Source organism: Pseudomonas sp. XK-1 (assembly GCF_038069885.1).
Taxonomy (GTDB): Bacteria; Pseudomonadota; Gammaproteobacteria; order Pseudomonadales; family Pseudomonadaceae; genus Aquipseudomonas.
Map to the genome: position 1 here is coordinate 364,863 of NZ_JBBPES010000001.1, position 14,072 is coordinate 378,934.

Genomic DNA, 14,072 nt, shown 5'->3' on the forward strand with positions numbered 1-14,072 from the left:
TCCAGCTACTTGGTTACCCGAGTTTGTGAAATTGTGCAAGCTGGTCGCGATATGGACCGAATGCGTGGGGAGTATGCCGGGAAGGATTAGAAAATGCGCTCTAACCGGCTAGGCACAAGGGTTTAGACGGGCTGTCATGGTGCGGCAGATTGCCGCTAGGCAAGGCGTGGGATGGGGAAATAACAGCGGGCCTAGACACCTGCCGCGCCCGCGTTTCAGAGCATCAGCTTGACCATGCTTTCGTTGGGGTCGCGGGATTTGCCGGCGGCGGCGAGAGCGGCCTGATACTCGCTCCACAGCTCGGCCTGGCGCGTTGCCAGTTGCTCGAGGTAATCCCAGGTGAACAGGCCGCTGTCGTGGCCGTCATCGAAGGTCAGTTTCAGTGCATAGTTGCCGGCGGGTTCGATCTTGTTCAGGCCGACATACAGCTTGCCGGTCTGCAGGACGGGTTTGCCGTGGCCCTGCACCTCGGCTGAGGGCGAGTGCACCCGAAGAAACTCCGCAGGCAGGCTATAGCGCTCGTCGGGGCCGTAGTGCAGCTCCAGGGTTTTCGAGGCTTTGTGCAGTTTGATGGCGGTGGGGATGCGCATGGACGGATTCCGCAGGGGGTGTAGGAGCAAGCTTGCTCGCGATCATGCCAAATCGCGAGCAAGGACTAGGCGTCCCCCTCGCTCTTACAGGCCTCTGTTAGAGGATATAGCGCGACAGATCTTCATTCTGCGCCAGTTCGCCTAGGTGGCTGTTGACGTAGGCCGCATCGATCACGATTGGCGTACCATTCTGCTGGCCGGCCAGGTCGCCGGCACTGAAGGAAACTTCCTCCAGCAAGCGTTCGAGCAGGGTATGCAGGCGGCGTGCGCCAATATTTTCGGTCTTCTCGTTGACCTGCCAGGCGATCTCGGCGATGCGCTGGATGCCGTCGGCGACGAACTGGATGCCCAGGCCCTCGGTGTTCAGCAGTGCGGCGTATTGCTCGGTCAGCGAGGCGTGCGGCTCGGTGAGGATGCGCTCGAAGTCCTGCGGGGTCAGGGCTTTCAGCTCCACGCGAATCGGCAGGCGGCCCTGCAGCTCGGGCACCAGGTCGCTCGGCTTGCTCAGGTGGAACGCGCCGGAGGCGATAAACAGGATGTGGTCGGTTTTCACCATGCCCAGCTTGGTGTTCACCGTGCAGCCTTCGATCAGCGGCAGCAGGTCGCGCTGCACCCCTTCGCGGGACACGTCGGCACCGCCGGTGTTGCCGCGCTTGGCCACCTTGTCGATCTCGTCGATAAACACGATGCCGTTCTGTTCCACGGCTTCCAGGGCCTGGGCCTTGAGTTCTTCCTCGTTGACCAGGCGCGCGGCTTCTTCATCGCGCACCAGCTTGAGGGCTTCCTTGACCTTGAGCTTGCGGCTCTTCTTCTTGCCCTTGCCCATGTTGGAAAACAGGCTCTGCAGCTGGTTGGTCATTTCTTCCATGCCCGGTGGGGTCATGATTTCGATGCCGGCCGGGCTGTCGGCCACCTCGATCTCGATGTCCTTGTCGTCCAGCTGGCCTTCGCGCAGGCGCTTGCGGAACAGCTGGCGGGTGTTGGAATCGTTGCTCGGGGTTGGGTCTTCGTTGAAGCCGGCGCGCGGCGGCGGCAGGAGTGCATCGAGGATGCGCTCTTCGGCGGCGTCTTCGGCACGGTGACGGACCTTGATCATCTCCTGCTCGCGCAGCAGCTTGATCGCCGCATCGGCGAGGTCACGGATGATCGACTCGACATCACGGCCGACATAGCCGACCTCGGTGAACTTGGTCGCTTCCACCTTGATAAAGGGGGCGTTGGCCAGCTTGGCCAGGCGGCGGGCGATTTCGGTCTTGCCGACGCCGGTCGGGCCGATCATCAGGATGTTCTTCGGCGTCACTTCGGCGCGCAGTTCGGCAGGCAGCTGCATGCGCCGCCAGCGGTTGCGCAGGGCGATGGCCACGGCACGCTTGGCGTCGTCCTGACCGATGATATGGCGGTTGAGTTCGTGAACGATCTCGCGGGGCGTCATGGACATGCGGGTTTACTCCAGAAAAAGACGCGCTTATTCGGCGCAGTCTTCTTCTTCGATAGTTAGATTCTGGTTAGTGAAGACACAGATGGAGCCGGCAATGTTCAATGCGGTTTCGGTGATTTCACGGGCGCTCAAGTCGGTTTTCTGCAGCAGGGCCATGGCCGCGGCCTGGGCGAAACCGCCGCCGGAGCCCATGGCAATCAGGCCCTGCTCGGGCTCAACCACGTCGCCGTTGCCGGTGATGATCAGCGAGGCGTCCTTGTTGGCCACCGCCAGCATGGCTTCCAGGCGGCTTAGCGAGCGGTCGGTGCGCCAGTCCTTGGCCAGCTCGACGGCGGCACGTACCAGATGGCCCTGGTGTTTCTCCAGCTGGCCTTCGAAGCGCTCGAACAGGGTAAAGGCGTCGGCGGTGGCACCGGCGAAACCGGCCAGCACCTGGCCGTGGTAAAGGCGGCGAACCTTCTTCGCGTTGCCTTTCATCACGGTATTGCCGAGGGACACCTGGCCGTCGCCGCCCATGACGACTTTGCCGTTGCGGCGCACTGAAACGATGGTGGTCAAGGGGAGAGTCTCCACGCAGCGGGGCGAAAGTGCCCAATGCCGAATGAAGTGGGGGCAGCGGGGGCCCGCTTCAAGCCCTGGGGTGTATCCCGTCCGACAAATAGTCGTCAGACGGTTCCCTTGAGCCTGAAATCGCGCGCTTTATTGCGCCTGGCGCTGCTGTAACAACAGATTGCTAAAGCCGCTGGCGGCCAGGGATTTCTGTGCCTGGCCGAGCTGCTCGCGGGTGGCGAAGGGGCCGACCAGTACACGGTGCCAGGTTTCTTCGCGCACCGTGCCGGACTCCACCTGGACGTTTTGCCCGAGCAGGATGATCTGCGCGCGCAGGCTGTCGGCGTCATCCTTGCGGCGGAACGAGCCGGCCTGGAGGAAGAACTGCGAGCTGACCGGGCCCTTGGCAACCACCGGCGGCGGTGGCGGCACCTGGCCGTTGAGTGCGGCTTCGGCGCGGGCGGCATCGATCTTCGCCGCTTCTTCCGGGGTGACCGGCTTCTGCTCCGGTGGCGCGGCAGGATCGATGCTTTGCGGTGGCAGTATCACTTCCGATTCCGGCAGCAGGGTGTAGAAGTCGTACTTGGGCTTGGTCGACTCGCTGGTGGCGGACTTGGCCGCCGCCGCTTTGCTGGCCTGAGTGGCGCGGGTCTGTTCGACCTTGCTGCGCTTGATCTCATCGCGACCCGGTTCGAGGCTGAACAGAAACACCATAAAGCCGCCGATCACCAGGCCGCAGACCAGCCAGAACCAGCCTGGCACCGGTTTCTTCGCCGGAGCCTGGTAGCGGCTGGCACCGCGCTTGGGGGCGGCTTTCTTCTTGGCGGCCACTTACATGCGCTCCAGGGTGTCCAGGCCGAGCAGTTCCAGGCCCTGCTTGAGGGTGCGCGCGGTCAGTGCGGCCAGGCGCAGGCGGCTGTTGCGCACCGCAACATCCTCGGTGGAGAGGATCGGGCAGTTCTCGTAGAAGCTGGAGAACAGTCCGGCGAGGTCATACAGGTAGGCGCAGAGCAGGTGCGGCTCGCCCTTGTCGGCAACGCTGGCGAGCACCTCATTGAATTGAGCGAGCTTGCCGGCCAGTTCGATCTCGTGGGGGGCCTGCAGGTCGAGACTGCCTTCGATCTCTTCGAAGCCCTTGCCCAGCTTGCGGAACACGCTGGCTACGCGGGTGTAGGCGTACAGCAGGTAAGGTGCGGTGTTGCCCTCGAAGCTCAGCATCAGTTCGAAGTTAAAGCGGTAGTCGCTGGTGCGGTGCTTGGACAGGTCGGCGTATTTCACTGCACCGATGCCAACGGCGCGGGCGATCAGGCGCAGCTCAGTCTCGTCCAGTTCGGGGTTCTTGCCCTTGACCAGCGTGTAGGCGCGTTCTTCGGCTTCATCGAGCAGGTCGACCAGCTTCACCGTGCCGCCGTCGCGGGTCTTGAACGGGCGGCCGTCGGCACCGTTCATGGTGCCGAAGCCCATATGTTCCATCTGCATCTCGGCGGGGACGAAGCCGGCCAGGCGCGCGGCAGCGAAGACCATCTGGAAGTGCAGGGCCTGGCGCTGGTCGACGAAGTACAGCACGCGGTCGGCTTTGAGTACGCCTGCGCGGTAGCGGGTAGCGGCCAGGTCGGTGGTGGCGTACAGGTAACCGCCACCAGCCTTCTGCACGATCAGCGGCAGCGGGTTGCCTTCGGCGTTCTTGAACTCGTCCATAAACACGCACTGCGCGCCGTCGCTTTCGCTGAGCAGGCCCTTGGCCTTGAGGTCAGCGACCACGTTGGCCAGGTCGTCGTTGTAGGCGCTCTCGCCCTTGACGTCGGCCATGGAGAGCTTCACCCCGAGGCGGTCATACAGCGCCTGGCAGTGGCTCAGGGAAATATCGTTGAAGCGGTGCCACAGGCGCAGGCATTCGGCATCGCCGGCCTGCAGCTGCACCACCAGCTCGCGGGCCCGCTCGGCGAACTCGGGGGATTCGTCGAAGCGCTTTTTCGCCGCACGGTAGAAACCCTCCAGGTCCGCCAGCTCGCTTTCGGCAGCAGCCGGATTTTCCTGCATAAAGGCCAGCAGCATGCCGAACTGGGTGCCCCAGTCGCCCACGTGGTTCTGCCGGATCACTTCGTCGCCGAGGAATTCCAGCACCCGCGCCACGCCGTCACCAATGATGGTCGAGCGCAGATGGCCGACGTGCATCTCTTTGGCCAGGTTGGGGGCGGACAGGTCGACCACCACCCGTTGCGCCGGACCGGCCTTGCGCACGCCGAGCTTGGCATCGGCCAGCAGGGCATCCAGGCGCGCGGCCAGGGCCTGGGTGTTCTGATAGAAGTTGAGAAAGCCCGGGCCGGCGATCTCGACCTTGCTGATATCGGCGTCGGCGGGCAGCGCGGCGATCAGCTTCTCGGCCAGGTCGCGCGGCTTCAGGCCAGCCGGTTTGGCCAGCATCATGGCGATATTGCTGGCAAAGTCGCCGTGGCTCTTGTCCTTGGTGTTCTCCACCTGAATGGCCGGCGTCAGGCCCTCGGGCAGCACACCGTCGGCGGTGAGGCGGGACAGGGCTTGCTGGATCAGGTGGCGAATAGTGTCTTTCATGGTCTCTCGGGTCGCCCGTGGGCATTGGTCGAAAACTGCGCATTATAAAAGCAGCGGCAAGCCGCAGGCCACCAGCAGGGTGCGCTCTGGGCAGCATTTAGCTGAGGTGAGGTGTGGCGCACCCTACCTTAAAACAGATCAATGGGGTCTACATCCAGCGACCAGCGCACCGCCCGGCCGCTGGGCATCTGCTCCAGGGCCAGCATCCAGCTGTTGAGCAGGCGATGCAGGGGGGCGCGGGCGTTGGCTTGCACCAGCAACTGAGCACGATACCGCCCGGCGCGGCGTTCCATCGGAGCGGGGACCGGGCCGAGCAGCTCGATGCCGCTGAGTTTCAGTTCATTCAGTAACAGCTCGGCTTCCGTGCAGGCGTCGTCGAGAAAGCCTTCGGCCTGGCCCGGTTTATGGGCTTCGGCGCGCAGCAGGGCAAGGTGGCAGAACGGCGGCAGGCCGGCTCCGCGACGTTCACTCAAAGCCTGTTCGGCGAAGGCGAAGTAGCCCTGCTCGGTCAGCTGCACCAATAAGGGATGGTCGGCCAGGTGGCTCTGAATAATCACCTTGCCCGGTTCCTCGGCACGCCCGGCGCGTCCGGCGACCTGCACGATCAACTGGGCCATGCGCTCGCTGGCGCGAAAATCGGCGGAAAACAGCCCGCCGTCGGCATCCAGAATCGCCACCAGGGTGACGCGCGGGAAGTGGTGGCCCTTGGCGAGCATCTGGGTGCCGACCAGGATGCACGGCTCGCCGCGTTGCACGGTATTGAACAGGGTGGTCATGGCTTCTTTGCGCGAGGTGCTGTCGCGGTCCACGCGTAAGACCGGTACGCCGGGGAAGAGAATTTCCAGGCGTTCTTCGGCGCGTTCGGTACCGGCACCGACCGGGCGCAGGTCGACGTTGTTGCACTTCGGGCAATTGCTCGGCTGACGTTCGACGTGGCCGCAATGGTGGCAGCGCAGCTCGCGCGAGCGCTGGTGCACGGTCATCCGCGCATCACAGCGCGGGCACTCCGACAGCCAGCCGCAGTCGTGACACAGCAGGGTCGGGGCAAAGCCGCGGCGGTTGAGGAACACCAGCACCTGCTGGCCAGCTTGCAGGGTCTGGGCGATGGCTTGCTGCATCGGCCCGGAGATGCCGGAATCCAGCGGCCGGCTTTTTACATCCAGGCGCAGAAAACGTGGCTGCTTGGCACCGCCGGCCCGCTCGCGCAGGTGCAGCAAGGCGTAGCGGCCGTTGTGGGCGTTGTGCAGGCTTTCCAGGGAGGGCGTGGCCGAGCCCAGCACAATCGGGATGTTGTCCTGATGGGCACGTACCACGGCCAGATCGCGGGCGTGGTAGCGCAGGCCTTCCTGCTGTTTATAGGAGGCGTCGTGCTCTTCATCGATGATGATCAGCCCCGGTCGCTGCATGGGGGTGAACAGCGCCGAACGGGTGCCGATGATGATGTCGGCCTCGCCATCACGCGCCGCCAACCAGGCGTCCAGGCGCTCGCGGTCATTTACTGCCGAGTGCAGCAGGGCGATGCGCGCATTGAAGCGCTGCTCGAAGCGCGCCAGGGTCTGCGGGCCGAGGTTGATCTCCGGGATCAGCACCAGGGCCTGCTTGCCAGCCTCCAGGGTTTCGCGGATCAGTTGCAGGTAGACCTCGGTCTTGCCGCTGCCGGTCACCCCGGCCAGAAGAAAGGCATTGAAGCTGCCGAGGCCCGAGCGGATCGCCTCGCTGGCCGCGCGCTGCTCGGCGTTCAGCGGCAGTTCCGGCTGGGCCAGCCAGTTGGCGTGGCGCTCGCTCGGCGCATGGCGGCGTACCTCGACCTTGACCAGGCCCTTTTCCAGCAGCAGATCGAGGCTGTCCTTGTTCAGCTGCAGTTTGCTCAGCAGCGCATGGGCGACGCCGTGTGGGTGCTGGGCGAGGGTTTTCAGGGCGTCACGCTGGCGCGGTGCGCGACCCAGGCGTGGGTCGTCCAGCTGCGCGCCCTCAGTGACCGACCAGAAGCGCTGTTGGCGTACTTCCGCCGGTTCGCCCTGACGCAATAGCACCGGCAGCGCCCAGCTCAGGGTGTCGCCGAGGCTGTGCTGGTAATACTGCGCGGTCCACAGGCACAGCTTGAACAATGCGGGCGGCAGCGGCGATTGGGCGTCGAGCAGTTGCAGGGCGGGCTTGAGTTTGTCTGCCGGGACTTCGCTGTGCCCGGTCACCTCGATCAGGATGCCGATCATCTCGCGCCGGCCAAACGGCACGCGCAGTCGTGCGCCCGGCTGCAGAGCGCTGCGCGGCACACCGGGCGGGGCACGGTAGTCGAACAGGCGGCGCAGCGGCGAGGGCAAGGCGAGGCGCAGAATGACGTCGGGCACGCAAAGGCTCCAGCTGGAAGGGCGCGATCTTAGCATGCAGCCAGTCGACGGCCGGCCTTGCGTCGCTGCGGTGCTCTGGTATTATCGCCGGCCTAATTCCGTGCGGTACCTGACAATAGTGTCTGGTGGCGGCACGACAGCCCTGAGGAATCACCATGAAAGCCGATATCCACCCGAACTATGTAGCCATCACTGCCACCTGCAGCTGTGGCAACGTGATCGAAACTCGCTCCACCCTGGGCAAAGCGCTGAGCCTGGACGTGTGCAACGAGTGCCACCCGTTCTACACCGGCAAGCAGAAAATGCTGGATACCGGCGGCCGTGTTGATCGCTTCAAGCAGCGTTTCGGCATGTTCGGCGCCAAGCAGTAAGCTTGCGCGCAGCGACGGAGACCCTCATGGGTTACCCCGCGCTACTGAAAAAGGCGTCCCTAGTGGGCGCCTTTTTCGTTTTCTGCTTTTACTTCGAAGCCGCGCTGGCTTTCTGCCCGGCACCGGGCAAATTGCCCAGTGCCAAGGTCCAGCGGGTGGTGGATGGCGACACCTTGCGTCTGGTCGATGGACGCAATGTGCGTCTGATCGGTCTGAATACGCCTGAGCTGGGGCGGCAGGGGCGTTCCGCCGAGCCCTTTGCGGATGTCGCGCGCAAGCGCTTGCAGGCCCTGGTCGCGGCCAGCGATGGCCGCGTCTCGTTGCAGTACGGCCAGCAGGCCAAGGATCACTACGGGCGTACCCTGGCGCATGCCTATGACAGCCGTGGCCGCAACCTGGAGACGCAGTTGCTCGCCGAGGGCCTGGGCTACCTGGTAGCTGTCGCGCCCAATCTGGCGCTGGTGCACTGCCAGCAAGCCGCCGAGCGCAGTGCGCGGCAGGCGCGTGCCGGGCTTTGGCAGGGTTCGCCTGCGCAAACACCCAAGCAGTTGAACCGTGGCGGCTTTGCCCTGGTGCAGGGCCAGGTCGAGCGTGTTGAGCGCAATGGCGGCGGGCTGTGGCTGGAGATGGGCGATTCGCTGGTGCTGCATATCGCTCCACGTGCGTTGGGCAATTTTGACCTGGGGGCTGTCCAAGGGCTTGCAGGTCGCAAGGTCGAGGCCCGTGGTTGGGTGATCGATCGTTCCAAACGTGGCGGTTTGCGTATGGGGCAGGCACGCTGGATGCTGCCGTTGACCGATAAGGCCATGTTGGAGGTGTTGCCATGATCCTGCGCGTACTGACGTTGTTCGTCCTGCTGGTGCAGCTGGTCGGCTGTGCGGTCAATCCGGCTACCGGCCGCAGCAACTTCGTGATGATGAGCGAGCAGCAGGAGCTCGACCTAGGTCGCCGCTACAACCAGCAGATCCTCAAGCAGAATCCGCGCTACGCCGACGAGAAGCTGCAGGCCTATGTGCAGCAGGTCGGTGAGCGGGTGGCGAAGAGTAGCCACCGTAACCAGCTGACCTATCAGTTCACCGTGGTCGATAGCCCGGATATCAACGCCTTTGCCCTGCCGGGTGGTTATATCTATATCCACCGTGGACTGCTGGCCTACCTCAGTTCGGAAGCTGAACTGGCTGCCGTACTCGCTCACGAAGTGGGCCACGTTACCGCGCGGCACAGCGTGCAGCAGCAAAGCCAGTCCACCGCCTGGGGCTTGCTTGGCCAGGCCGTGGCGATTGGCACAGGCGTGGGTGCCGCCGCCGATGTCACGGGCGTGCTGGGCAGCGCCTTTGTCCGTGGCTATGGCCGCGATATGGAGCTGGAGGCCGATGGTCTGGGGGCGCAGTACCTGGCCCGCAGTGGCTATGACCCGCAGGCGATGATCGAAGTGGTCAAGGTGCTGAAAAATCAGGAGGTTTTCAATCGCGATCAGGCCGCCAAGCGTGGTCAGGCGCAACCTGCCGGCGGTTACCACGGGTTGTTCGATACCCACCCGGATAACGATCGGCGTTTGCAGCAGGTGCTGGGCCCGGCGCGGGCCTTGGCCACCGGCCAGCAGGAGGTTAATCGCGAGGCTTTTCTCAAGCGCCTGGAGGGTTTGCCCTTTGGTGACTCTGCCGAAACCGGCGTGCGCCGTGGCCAGCGGTTCTATCATTCGGGCCTGGACTTTACCCTGGCGTTTCCCAAGGGTTGGAGCCTGCTCAATCGCCCTGATGCGCTGATTGGTCACACCGCCGATCAGCAGGCGTTTATTGCCATGACGCTTGAGGAAAACCCGCAGAGTCTTACGCCGGCTGAGTTGCTGCGCCAGCGTGTCGGCGGCCAACGGCTGGTGGCTGGAGTCGAGTTGCAGCAGGCTGGCCTCAAGGGCTATAGCGCAGTGATTCCCGGCAATGCCGCCAAGCGCGTGGCGGTGATCCAGCAGGGGTCGCGGGTTTACCTGTTTGTCGGTGCGGTGCGTGGTCAGGTCTCGCTGGAAAGCCAGGATGAGCAGTTTCTCAGCGTGATCAGAAGCCTCCGGCCGATGACTCGGGCCGAGCGCCAGCAGGCGCAACCGCTGCGTCTACATAGGGTCAAGGTCAGGCCGGGGCAGACCATCGAGGCGCTGGCCAAGGGTAGCAAGCTGCCGGGCGATGCCCTGGCGACCCTGCGTTTGCTGAATAATCTCTATCCTGACGGCGAGCCCAGGCCGGAAGATTGGCTTAAAGTCGTACGCTAAGTCGCTGGACAATCGGCGGGCTTGTCAGTCTTGTGCAGCTGTATGCAACTTGCGTATCCTCGGCCGCCTGCCTGTTCAACAGCCCAAAGCGGAAATGCCAACATGTCTGATTTGAAAACAGCCGCTCTCGAATATCACGCCCATCCCCGTCCGGGTAAGCTGAGTGTCGAGCTAACCAAACCCACCGCCACTGCCCGCGACCTGTCGCTGGCGTACAGCCCGGGTGTCGCTGAGCCTGTGCGCGAAATCGCGCGTGATCCGGAGCTGGCGTACCGCTACACCGGCAAGGGTAACCTGGTGGCAGTTATTTCCGACGGCACCGCGATCCTGGGTCTTGGCGACCTCGGCCCGCTGGCTTCCAAGCCGGTGATGGAAGGTAAGGGCGTGCTGTTCAAGCGCTTTGCCGGTATCGACGTATTCGACATCGAAGTCGAGTCCGAGAGCCCGCAAGCCTTTATCGACACCGTACGTCGCATCTCCATCACCTTCGGTGGTATCAATCTGGAAGACATCAAGGCACCCGAGTGCTTTGAAATCGAACGCACGCTGATCGAACAGTGCGACATTCCAGTGTTCCACGATGACCAGCACGGCACCGCGATCGTCACCGCCGCCGGCATGCTCAACGCCCTGGAAATCGCCGGCAAGACCCTGCCTGAAGCCAAGATCGTCTGCCTGGGTGCCGGCGCTGCCGCCATCTCGTGCATGAAGCTGCTGGTGAGCATGGGTGCGAAGGTCGAAAACATCTTTATGGTTGATCGCAAGGGCGTGATCCACGCCGGCCGCGACGATCTGAACCAGTACAAGGCGGTATTCGCCAGTGAAACCGACAGGCGCACCCTGTCCGATGCACTGGATGGCGCTGACGTCTTCGTCGGCCTGTCGGGTGCCAACCTGCTGGCTCCTGAAGACCTCAAGCGCATGGCGTCGACCCCGATCGTGTTCGCCTGCTCCAACCCGGATCCGGAAATCAAGCCGGAACTGGCCCATGCAGTGCGTGATGACGTGATCATGGCCACCGGTCGTTCCGACTACCCGAACCAGGTCAACAACGTACTGGGCTTCCCCTTCATCTTCCGTGGTGCCCTGGACGTTCGCGCCACCCGCATCAACGAAGAAATGAAGATCGCCGCTGCACTGGCCCTGCGTGATCTGGCCAAGCTGCCGGTACCGCAGGAAGTCTGCGACGCCTATGGCGGTATTCCCCTGTCGTTCGGTCGCGAGTACATCATTCCGAAGCCGATGGACCCACGCCTGATCACCGTTGTTTGCGACGCGGTGGCCAAGGCTGCCATCGAAAGCGGTGTGGCGACCCTGCCGTATCCGAAGCACTACCCACTGCAGTCGGTGGATGACGTGTTCAACGGCTAAGCCGACACGCAATAAAAAACCCGCTTCGGCGGGTTTTTTATTGCGTGTCGATACGGTGTTGCATGCAGATAGCTGCGGCGCTTGCTTCTGAAGGGGGCATTCTGCCCGCGGCACAGGTCGCTGAGCAGGGGCGCATAGGCTAGAACAGATCGAAGGGGGCTGCTTCGTCCGCGGGTAGCGGGCTGCCGGGAATGCCCAGGCCCATCTCGAACTCGCTCATGGACGGTGGCGAGTCTTCGCTCTTGAACAGCTCGTAGTAGGCATCCTGTGTGCCCGGGCTGGCGATGCGACCGCTGTGCGGGTCGATGCGCAGGGTCAGCATGCCTTCGGGCTCAGCCTGCAGGTGGCTGGGCTTGTCTTTCAATGCCGCCGCCATGTAGTTCATCCAGATGGGCAGGGCCACGGTGCCGCCATACTCGTTGCGGCCGAGGCTCTCGGGCTGGTCGAAGCCGGCCCAGACGGTGGTGATGTAGTCGGCGTTGTAACCCGAGAACCAGCTGTCTTTCGATTCGTTGGTGGTACCGGTCTTGCCAGCCAGGTCATCCCGGCCGAGCGCCATGGCACGGCGTCCGGTGCCGCGTTTGATCACGTCTTGGAGCATGCTGGTCATGATATAGGCAGTGCGCTCGTCGATGATTCGTTCGGCGATGACGGGTTGGGCCTGATCGGCGGGTTGCAGGTCGTTGGCCTCTTGGGCGTGTTTGTTCGCGCTTTCGGGGGTTTGTGCGGGGTTGGCAACAAATAATATCTGCCCGGCGCGATCTTCTATGCGCTCGATCAGATAGGGCTCGGTTTTATAGCCGCCGCTGGCGAATACGCTCCAGCCTTCGGCGATTTCCATGGGGGTCAGGCTCGCCGTACCCAGAGCCAGGGAGAGGTTGGGCGGGAGGTCCTTCTTCTCGAAACCGAAGCGCTCGATATAGCGCAGGGTGCTGTCGATGCCGAGATCCTGCAGCAGGCGAATGGAAACCAGGTTGCGGGACTTGTACAGCGCTTCACGCAGGCGGATCGGACCGAGGAAGGTGTTGTTGTCGTTCTTCGGTCGCCAGACCTGGGCCAGGGCGTCGTCGGCAAAGACGATAGGAGCGTCATTTACCAGTGAGGCGGCGGTATAGCCTTTATCCAGTGCGGCGCTGTAGACGAACGGCTTGAAGCTGGAACCGGGCTGGCGCTTGGCTTGGGCGGCGCGGTTGTAGTTACTCTGCTCGAAGGAGAAACCGCCAACCAGTGCGCGAATGGCCCCGTCCTGTGGGTCGAGAGACACCAATGCGCTTTGTGCTGCGGGCAGCTGCACAAAGCGCAGGCTGTCGTCGTCCTGGCGTTGCACGCGAATCAGGTCGCCAACCTGCACCACATCTCCCGGGCGCTGGGGGCGTGGGCCGATGCTGTTGGTGTGGAGGAAAGGGCGGGCCCATTTCATGCTGTCCCAGGCCACTGCCGTTTCTTCGCCGGTGCGGGTCAGTACGAGGATGCCGCTGTTCTCGACCGCGGTGACGATTGCAGGCTCGAGACCACCCAGAGAGCTGAGTTTGTTCAGGCTAATCAGCCAGTCTTCCCGGGACATGTCGGGCAGGCGCTTCTCTGGTCCGCGATAGCCGTGGCGTTGGTCGTAGTCGATCAGCCCTTCGCGAACGGCACGGTTGGCGGCCTGCTGCAGGTCGCTGGGGACCGTGGTGGTGACGTTGAAGCCTTCGGTATAGGCGTCGCTACCGTAGCGGCCGACCATCTCGGCGCGAGCCATCTCCGCCACATAGGGCGCATCCAGTTCGGGGCGGGGAACGTGGTAGCTGACATTGATCGGCTCGGCCAGGGCTTCTTCATAGCGCTGTTGATCTATGCGGCCGAGGCTGTACATGCGTCCGAGAATCCAGTCGCGGCGCTCCATGGCGCGAGATGGATTGATCAGCGGGTTGAAGCGCGACGGGGCCTTGGGCAGGCCGGCAATCATGGCCATTTGCGCCAGGCTGATTTCGCTAATGGGTTTGCCGTAATAGACGTGAGATGCCGCCTCGATCCCATAGGCGCGGTTACCCAGGTAGATCTTGTTGACGTAGAGCTCAAGGATTTCGTTCTTGCTCAGCTCCCGCTCGATCTGCAAGGCGAGGAGGATTTCAGTGATCTTGCGCGAGAAGCTACGCTCGCTGGTAAGGAAGAAGTTCTTCGCCACCTGCATGGTGATGGTGCTGCCGCCGCTCTGAATCTGGCCGCTTTTCAGGATTTGCGTTGCAGCGCGCATCAGGCTGGTCAGGTCAACGCCATAATGATTGGCAAAGTTATCGTCTTCGGCGGCCAGCAAGGCGCTGATGAAATCCTCGGGGATATCGGCGAAGGCGATGGGGGAGCGGCGCATTTCGCCGAACTCGGCGATCAGCTTGGCGTCGCTGCTGTAGACCCGTAGAGGAATCTGCAGCTGGATGCTGCGTAAAGATTCGACGGATGGAAGGCTGGGGCTAAGATAAAGAAACGCGCCGCTGAAACTGAGTAGCAGGCCACAAAAAGCAGCGACGCAAGACCAGCAGAAAAATCGCACAAGACGCATCAAGATTTTCGGATTTCCAGATAAAAGAACGA

Annotated in this window: 11 protein-coding genes; 4 read left to right on the forward strand and 7 right to left on the reverse strand. The window is 63.1% G+C overall.

From position 1 onward, the window contains the following. Nucleotides 1-215 precede the first annotated feature (215 nt). From WMW70_RS01620 to WMW70_RS01645, 6 genes are all read right to left on the reverse strand, one after another. Nucleotides 216-590: a DUF971 domain-containing protein gene (locus WMW70_RS01620; protein ID WP_341435775.1), complete on the reverse strand. Its 375-nt coding sequence runs from the start codon at nt 588-590 to the stop codon at nt 216-218. A 97-nt stretch (nt 591-687) separates the two neighbouring features. Continuing rightward, nucleotides 688-2,028, reverse strand: a complete 1,341-nt coding sequence (gene hslU / locus WMW70_RS01625) for an ATP-dependent protease ATPase subunit HslU (protein ID WP_341435776.1) — start codon at nt 2,026-2,028, stop codon at nt 688-690. 27 nt (nt 2,029-2,055) lie between these two features. After that, complete coding sequence (gene hslV, locus WMW70_RS01630) at nt 2,056-2,586, reverse strand: ATP-dependent protease subunit HslV (RefSeq protein WP_160489431.1); 531 nt, start codon at nt 2,584-2,586, stop codon at nt 2,056-2,058. 141 nt (nt 2,587-2,727) lie between these two features. After that, the gene (locus WMW70_RS01635; protein WP_341435777.1) at nt 2,728-3,408 is read right to left on the reverse strand and encodes an SPOR domain-containing protein; all 681 of its coding nucleotides are present in this window, start codon (nt 3,406-3,408) and stop codon (nt 2,728-2,730) included. Next, complete coding sequence (argS, locus tag WMW70_RS01640) at nt 3,409-5,148, reverse strand: arginine--tRNA ligase (RefSeq protein ID WP_341435778.1); 1,740 nt, start codon at nt 5,146-5,148, stop codon at nt 3,409-3,411. 128 nt (nt 5,149-5,276) lie between these two features. After that, nucleotides 5,277-7,496, reverse strand: coding sequence for a primosomal protein N' (locus WMW70_RS01645; RefSeq protein ID WP_341435779.1), 2,220 nt, complete (start codon nt 7,494-7,496; stop codon nt 5,277-5,279). 155 nt (nt 7,497-7,651) lie between these two features. Here WMW70_RS01645 and rpmE point away from each other — a divergent pair, with 155 nt between their 5' ends. The 4 genes from rpmE (at nt 7,652) to WMW70_RS01665 (ending at nt 11,501) form a co-directional block, all read left to right on the forward strand. Then, nucleotides 7,652-7,867, forward strand: a complete 216-nt coding sequence (gene rpmE, locus WMW70_RS01650; protein WP_296216777.1) for a 50S ribosomal protein L31 — start codon at nt 7,652-7,654, stop codon at nt 7,865-7,867. Between the two features lie 26 nt (nt 7,868-7,893). After that, nucleotides 7,894-8,694: a thermonuclease family protein gene (locus WMW70_RS01655; RefSeq protein WP_341435780.1), complete on the forward strand. Its 801-nt coding sequence runs from the start codon at nt 7,894-7,896 to the stop codon at nt 8,692-8,694. Continuing rightward, nucleotides 8,691-10,130 (forward strand): M48 family metalloprotease, encoded by a 1,440-nt coding sequence (locus tag WMW70_RS01660; protein WP_445942088.1) that lies wholly within the window; start codon nt 8,691-8,693, stop codon nt 10,128-10,130. The genes WMW70_RS01655 and WMW70_RS01660 overlap by 4 nt, the downstream gene beginning before the upstream one ends. 102 nt (nt 10,131-10,232) lie before the next feature. Next, entirely contained in the window at nt 10,233-11,501 is a 1,269-nt protein-coding gene (locus WMW70_RS01665) for a malic enzyme-like NAD(P)-binding protein (RefSeq protein ID WP_341435781.1), read from the forward strand. Between the two features lie 139 nt (nt 11,502-11,640). Here the strand turns inward: WMW70_RS01665 and WMW70_RS01670 are convergent, their stop codons facing one another. Next, nucleotides 11,641-14,043, reverse strand: a complete 2,403-nt coding sequence (locus WMW70_RS01670; RefSeq protein WP_341435782.1) for a penicillin-binding protein 1A — start codon at nt 14,041-14,043, stop codon at nt 11,641-11,643. Nucleotides 14,044-14,072: the final 29 nt, after the last annotated feature.